General features: G+C 61.5%; 5 protein-coding genes. 1 reads left to right on the top strand and 4 read right to left on the bottom strand.

Annotated elements, in window-relative coordinates:
• The coding region (locus Q0J60_RS06725; protein WP_294439794.1) for a GTP-binding protein at positions 1-1,276 on the bottom strand (1,276 nt) is incomplete at its 3' end.
• A gap of 542 nt (positions 1,277-1,818) precedes the next feature.
• On the opposite strand from Q0J60_RS06725, the gene thiC reads away from it, so the two are divergent.
• Entirely contained in the window at positions 1,819-3,126 is a 1,308-nt protein-coding gene (gene thiC, locus Q0J60_RS06720) for a phosphomethylpyrimidine synthase ThiC (RefSeq protein ID WP_294439792.1), read from the top strand.
• A gap of 132 nt (positions 3,127-3,258) precedes the next feature.
• Here thiC and Q0J60_RS06715 read toward each other — a convergent pair whose 3' ends face one another.
• The 3 genes from Q0J60_RS06715 to Q0J60_RS06705 form a co-directional block, all read right to left on the bottom strand.
• Positions 3,259-4,278, bottom strand: coding sequence for a helix-turn-helix transcriptional regulator (locus Q0J60_RS06715; RefSeq protein ID WP_294439790.1), 1,020 nt, complete (start codon positions 4,276-4,278; stop codon positions 3,259-3,261).
• A gap of 738 nt (positions 4,279-5,016) precedes the next feature.
• On the bottom strand, positions 5,017-5,577 hold the full coding sequence (locus Q0J60_RS06710; protein WP_294439788.1) for a cytochrome c3 family protein: 561 nt from the start codon (positions 5,575-5,577) through the stop codon (positions 5,017-5,019).
• A 3-nt stretch (positions 5,578-5,580) separates the two neighbouring features.
• Complete coding sequence (locus Q0J60_RS06705; RefSeq protein ID WP_294439786.1) at positions 5,581-7,341, bottom strand: FAD-binding protein; 1,761 nt, start codon at positions 7,339-7,341, stop codon at positions 5,581-5,583.
• Positions 7,342-7,485 lie beyond the last annotated feature (144 nt).

Here is a 7,485-nt window from a genome sequence, read left to right as displayed (position 1 = left end):
GGTCGTTCTCGGCAACGCGCGCCAGGAATGCGCCCAGCTTGTCCTCTTCGTTCTTGTTGACGGCCTCGATGGCCACCGGGTACTGCGGCACCGGGAACGGCAGCGGCGCCACTTCGATGTCGCCGGTGTGGGACAGCGTATCGCCCGTGCGGGTCTCGGAAAGCTTGGGGATCACGATGATGTCGCCTGCCATGGCGCTCTTCACATCGGTGGTCTCCTTGCCCTTCATGATGCACACGTGGCCCAAGCGCTCCTTCTTGCGGGTGCGAGCGTTCACCAGCTCAAGACCGGGCTCGAACACGCCGGAGATGACCTTCACGAAGCTCAGGCGGCCCACATAGGGGTCGGCCAGCGTCTTGAACACGAAGCCGGCGGCCTGCTGGTCTTCCTTGGTCACCATGATCTCGCCGCCGTCGGCCAGCGGGATGGGGCCGTGAGCGGTGGGGTGCGGGAAGTAGGTGCAGATGTCTTCCATCAGACCCTGGATACCCTGCTTGATGATGGTGGAGCCCACGAACACGGGGATGAACAGCTCCTGAGCGATGGCCTTGTCAAACAGGCCCTCCAGTTCTTCCTGGGTCAGCTGCTCTTCGCCATCCAGGTACTTCATCATCAGGTCGTCGTCGGCCTCGGCAACCAGGTCGCACAGCTTGTCGCGGGCGGCCTGCGCGGCGTCAGCGTACTCTTCGGGGATGTCCTCGACGCGCTCGCTGTCGCCCTCGAAGTAGCGGGCCTTCATGCGCAGCACGTCGATGACGCCCTTGAAGTCCTTGTCCACACCGATGGGGATAGTGACCGCGCCCAGGCGGCTGCCGAAGCGCGCGTGCAGCGTGGCCATGATCACGTCGAAGTTGGCGTTCTCGCGGTCGATGTGGTTGATGAACACCGAACGGGACAGGCGCATGTTCTCGGCCTCATGCCACAGCTTGGTGGTCATGACCTGGGGGCCTGCCACGGCGTCGATAACGAACATGGCCATTTCGGCGGCCTGCATGGTAACCAGCGTGTCACCGATGAAGTCGGGGTGGCCCGAGGTGTCGAGCAGGTTAATCTTGTAATCCTTGTAAGGGATGGGGGCGATGGAGGTGCCCAGCGTGAACTTACGCTTGATTTCCTCCGCGTCGTAGTCCATGTAAGACTTGCCGTCGTGCGTGGTTCCCATGCGCGGAGTCTGGCCGGAAATATGAAGCATCGCTTCAGCCAGGGAAGTCTTGCCCGCACCATCCTGTCCGACCAACACGATGTTGCGGACATGCAAGGTCTCAGGTGCTGCCATTGTTACCACCGTCCCTTTCTAGGGCGCTTGGCCCTCGTCGCGGCGCAATGCCGCATAGAACTCACGCGCCCCACGCGGTGGCTCCGAGGACGGTTTGCAGTCGGTCCACTCGTTCGAATCGCGCAAAGGCGCATGCCCGAGCTGCAAGCCGCCCCCTTGCTGATTGCTTGACCTCCTGCGAACATCGTGCGAATCGACATACTTAAGAGCACCAAGCCTCCCTTGCGCAGGGCGGCGTTTTTTCGAATGTATAGAGTTTACCGTAAAAGAGCGTCCGGTAAACGGCATAGAACCTATGGATTGAGGGAAGTTGAGCCCACTTTCGAAACCGCAAAGACTTTTCTCGTCGTAATTCCGTCGAAAAGTAGCGAGTGCGACGCAATTACGACGAAAGCACACCCGTCATCGCAAGCCGTTTATCTGAAGTCGAAAACGTGCACGCCATCCTCTCGCACACGAGGGATATACTTGCCGGCAAACAATACGGAGCATCCCCACCGTGTTCCGCGTCAATATGCGGAACAGCAACCGAAAGGATTCCTATGACCCAGGCATATTCCACCCAGATGGAAGCCGCAAAGCACGGCATCATCACGCCGCAAATGGCAACCGTGGCGGCCGACGAGGGCATCGACCCTGAAATCGTCCGCGAACGCGTGGCAGCAGGCAGCATCGCCATTCCCGCCAACCACGCGCACACGGCGCTACATGCGGCCGGCGTGGGTGAAGGGCTGCGCACCAAGGTGAACGTCAACCTGGGCATTTCCGGCGACATGCACGATTATTCCTGCGAGATGGAAAAGGTGCACACCGCGCTCAAGTTCGGCGCCGAGGCCATCATGGACCTGTCGAACTACGGTAAGACGCACGACTTCCGCATGGAGCTCATCGGCATGTCGCCTGCGATGATCGGCACCGTGCCTATGTATGACGCCGTGGGTTATCTAGAGAAGGACCTCGCACAAATCACCGCGCAGGACTTCCTGGACGTGGTGCGCGCGCACGCCGAAGAGGGCGTGGACTTTGTGACCATCCACGCGGGCATGAACCGCAAGGCCATCGACAGCTTCAAGCGCAGCGGCCGCATGATGAACATCGTGAGCCGTGGCGGCAGCCTGATTTACGCTTGGATGGAGATGACCGGCAACGAGAACCCATTCTTTGAGCATTACGACGAGCTACTGGATATCCTCTACGAGCACGACGTTACCATCTCGCTGGGCGACGCGATGCGCCCGGGCTGCGTGGCCGACGCCACCGACGCCAGCCAAATCAGCGAGCTCATTGAGCTTGGCCTGCTCACCAAGCGCGCGTGGGAGCGCAACGTGCAGGTGATGATCGAGGGCCCCGGTCACATGACGCTCGACCAGATTGCCGCCAACATGCAGATTGAGAAGCGTCTGTGCCACAACGCGCCGTTCTACGTGCTGGGACCGCTCGTGACCGACGTCGCGCCCGGCTACGACCACATTACCTCCGCCATTGGCGGCGCCATCGCGGCGGCCAATGGCGCTGACTTCCTGTGCTATGTGACGCCCGCCGAACACCTGCGCCTGCCCAGCGTGTCCGATGTGAAGGAAGGCGTCATCGCCGTAAAGATCGCCGCCCACGCAGCCGACCTGGCGAAGGGCATTCCCGGTGCGCGCGATTGGGACGACCGCATGAGCCGCGCCCGCCAGAAGATTGATTGGGACGCCATGTTCGAAGAGGCCATCGACCGCGAGAAGGCCGAGGAGTACGTGGCGAGCGCCCAGCCTTCTGACCCGCACACCTGCACCATGTGCGGAAAGATGTGCGCTGTGCGCAACATGAATAAAACCATGGCCGGCGAGAGCGTGAACATCCTGTAGGAGCACGTAATCACATATGCGCAATTAAGCAAAGCGGCTCGATATTGTCGAGCCGCTTTCGTTTGGCGCTTAGTCTTTTTGAATGCGATTTCTCTTGGCCGGAACGACGTACTCCCCCGAATCGCCTCGCCTCTACTCCACGCCAATCAGCGCGCAGGCTTCTTCCTTGGAGTGCACGCCCAGCTTGGCGTAGAGATGGCGAATGTGGGTCTTCACGGTGTTCTGCGACAGAAACAGCTCCTGCTCTATCTGCGAGCGCGTTTTGCCTTGACCGATGAGCATGAGCATCTCGGTCTCGCGCTCCGTCAGGCCAAACTCCGCCGCGATTCGATTGCAGCTAGAAATCAGACGCTCGCGCGGGCTTTCCACATGCACACCGCTCTCCAGGCTGATGCCCGCTGCGCCCCAATCGGCATTCACGGCCTTCTCGCTTCTCCAGATGAGCACACAGATGCCCACCAGCGCAAACCCGACCAGCGATGCGCCGGCAAGCGTAGGCGCATCCAGCACGATATCCGAACGCCCGATGGCCTCGCGCAGCATAACGCCTACAAAAATACCGCTTTCGCTACAGGCGCGCGCGATGGCGAACAGGCGCAAACTAGGCAAATCGAATCGATACGCTAGGTTCGCCAGAACAGCGATTACAAACACCGTAAACCAGACATAGGCCAGCTTCATCAAGAATGAAACCACCTGGCCAAACCCCATAGCAACACCGGGCACAAAGATGAGCGCGACAACGGTCACAGCCAGGCACACCTGCGTCATCATGCGCATGTCGAACATGCTGGGCCGCCACAATGCCATATACAGCATCAACGCGCCCGCGCACGCTGTTGCCCAAATGCGATGTACCGCGCCGAGATTCGCCGCTTCGCCCAAAACAACCCCGGTAAGCCCTGAAAGCACGCCCGCAATACCCATGATGGCGACAATCTTCCACGGCACCGGATAGCTTACTTCTTTCGTGCGAGGCGTCTCACGGGGCACCAGTCTGAAGCTCGCCCATAGGCAGGCTAACGAGAGCACCGGCAAAAGCGCCGTTGCCACCACCGCATATGGCTGCATCATGGTGGATACCAGGCAGTAGACAACGAACGCCGCCACACACGAGCCGCCACCGTAAACAACCATGGACGTGGTTCCCATCTGGCAAAACACTTCGGCCCAAAGACAGAACAAAACCGCTCCGCCAATTGCCGTAACCACCGACGTCGCAAAAAAGCAGGTCAGGCCCCATGTCCGCCGGAGCAACCACAAGCCCAATGACGGCCGTGCCCACGGCGGTAATCGTCACAAGCACACTTGTGGGAATGCGGTGGCCGCTTAAAGGACCGATACGACGCGCCGCGATCGCCATAACGATAAATGTCCCGATGTCACCGACGCGCATGCCCGTTTCCGCGAGAACGCGTACGTCACGTGGACCCGGAAGGTAGATGGAATCGATATGCGTGCAGCACAGCCATGCGATGAGCAGGCCCATGCCCAGGATCGCAGGGGATGAAGCGTATGTGAGGAGTCCGACCCCTCAAGAAGGTCGATGTCGGCGCCCGGCAGGGCAAACCCGCGCTCGTCACGCACATATGTATCGGCCATCTGCTTCCCTCTCCCTCGAACGAATGCGTTCATTATACGGAGTCAAGTGCGATTGCTGAGGTAAGACCCCCTGAAAATCAGGGTTTTCAGGCGAGCGTCTGAGTAGAGGGGATTCGCGCATTTCCCGGGAAACCGAAAGGCTCAACGAATGCAAAAAGGCCGGGCGAGCGGTCTCGTCCGGCCTGAATGCGCGCCCAGATTCACAGGAGGGGAATAGAACCGGGCGCGCGTCGAGATGTTCGATTTACGAAGCCATCCCGCGGACGGCAACGCAACCAGCGAGTTGGCTTACGCAGCGGCCTCAGCCTCGGCGTCGGCAGACGCGTCGACGTCGCCGATGATGCCCTTCATCTCCTGGCCGCCATTGTCATGGCACTCGGAGCAAAGGTCGACCTGCTCGGAGTGGCCCTTGTGGCACTCGTTGCAGTTCTCGATGGTGCCGTGCAGCGTGTCGTGGGGATTGTAGTCGCCCAGATCCTCGGTGAGCTTGGCGAGCTCCTCCCACGTGCCGCCATGGCAATCCAGGCACACCTGGCTGTCCATGTAGTAAGAAGAGGTCAGCTCAGGCTCGGAGCCGTCCTCATGACCGGCGAGCGTGGCCACCTCGGCCTTCAGGTCGCCGGTGTGGCAGCTTTCGCAGTCCTGGCCCAGCGCGGCATGGTAGCCGGCTTCGCCCTCGCCCGCCTCAACGCTGGCGGTGTGCTCGGGGAACGCAGCCTCAAGGTCAGAGCCCGAGTTGGAGCTGGAGCTGCTGGAGCCGCTCGGAGAGCAGCCCGCGATGACGAACGCAAGCACAGCGATGCTCGCGACCACGGCGAAGAGCGCCTTCAAACGCTTAGTATTCTTCATGTTCTACACCTCCTGCGCAGCGTTCTGACCCGACACGTAACCAAACGTGATGCAACGGCCGATCGAAGGGCCAAAGATGTGACGCGGGTAGCAATCCGAGAAGAAGCCGCCCGAAGCGTTGCCTGCGGCGTACAGGCCAGGGATGACCTCGTTCTCGTAGTCCAGCACGTGGCAGTAGTAGTCGACGACCAGGCCAGAGCAGGTGGCCAGGATGGAGGACTGGTACTTGGTGGCGTAGTAGGTGTCGCCCTCGATCTTCGTGGCGCCTTCCATGGGACGGTTGAAATCCTCGTCCTTGCCGGCGTCCACGAAACCGTTCCAGCGCTCGATGCTCGCCTTCAGGCTCTCGGCGTCGACGCCCATCTGCTCGGCAAGACCCTCGATGGAGTCAGACTCAAACGCCCAACCCTTGGCCTTGACTTCCTCGAACTTAGCGAAGGACTTCTCGCGATCCGCGCCCTCGAGGTCAGCCAGCTGGGTGGTGCTCACCACGCGCCAGCAGCCCTCGCCGAAATTCTTCTGCGCGGAGATGGAGTTGGAGCGACCCTGGAACGGCAGGCTTTCGGAAGCGAAGCGCACGCCCTTCTCGTTGATGAAGATGCCGCCGATGAAGGGGCGCATGCCCGTGCTGCTGGAGTAGAACGCATCCTCGTTGCCCATGTCGAAGTTCATGACGCACGCGGGCAGCGGGTCCATCTGGGCGCCCACGGCCAGGCCCATGAGCTGGCCGTCACCCGTGGTGCCATACGCGGGGCACCAGGAGCCGAAGTTGGTGATGTCCTCGGGACGGCACCAGGCCTTGAGGATCTGCGGGTTGGCGTCGAAGCCGCCGGTCGCCACAACAACGCCCTTCTTGGCGTTCACGCGGTAGTAGCCCTCAGAATCCTTGCAGATAGCGCCGGTCACACGACCGTCGTCACCGCGCTCGAGCTTCACGCCGGCGTTGCGGTAGCGCAGCGTGGCGTTGGAGCGCTTGGAGAACGTGTTGGCAAGGTCCTTCACGATGAAGATGCCCGCGCCGCCCGCGTTGTTGGTGGTCTCTTCGGACCACTGGGGGCTGCGGAACGCGATCTCGGTCTGCACCGTGGGGAAAAGATGCGAATTCGGCTTGACTTCCTTGTAGTAAGTCTCGATCTCGCCTTCGCCCTCGTCGAACTTGTCCTGCAGCCAGTCGGCAGCCTCGCCGGAGCGGTCGCCCCACAGCTTGATGGGATCGACCGGCACGCGGTAGTACGCGGCGTTGCGCATCGCGTCCATGGCTTCGGCCTTGTCGACGTTGTTGTCGGCCTCGGCCATCTTCTTGCCGCCCACAACGCCCATGCCCTCGAACATGCCGCGGCCTTCGCTCATCTTCTCGATGCAGAGCACCTGGGTGGTGCCGTCGTCGGAAGCGGAGAGCGCAGCGCAGGTGCCGGTGATGCCGGCGCCGATGACGAGCACGTCCGTCTCCTCGGTGCGGGTGATCTCCGACTCGTCGATCTCGCGCATCTCGAAGGCCACGTTGCCCTGGCGATCGAGGTCGGTCTCGACGTCGCGCACCGGGATGGAGCGCATCTTCACCGGGAACACGTCGGTGTAGGTGCTCATGGTGTCGCTGAAGTCGGTGACTCCACTTTTGGTGGTGGGCAGGGCGTCGCTTGCGAACGCGGTGGCCGGGTTGGCCATGCTGAACGCACCCGTCGACGCGGCGGCGGCAAGCATTCCGAAGCCAGCGGCTTTCAGGAAGCTGCGGCGGCTCGTCAGGTGGGCAGTCTGCTCTTCCATTTCCCCTCCTTCTCTTTCGGTTCGCTTAGTGCGTGCGCGGCGCGACATGCTGCGCGCTCCGCGCGTGCGCGATATCCCTTCGCTTTCGCGCGATTCCGAAGCATAGGTTCGCGCGTGCGTGCGGGTAAGGGTGAAGCGGGCATA

The organism is uncultured Slackia sp. (assembly GCF_944321625.1).
Lineage (GTDB): Bacteria > Actinomycetota > Coriobacteriia > Coriobacteriales > Eggerthellaceae > Slackia.
Note: the sequence above shows the minus strand (reverse complement) of the source record. Positions and strands in the feature narration are given on the sequence as shown.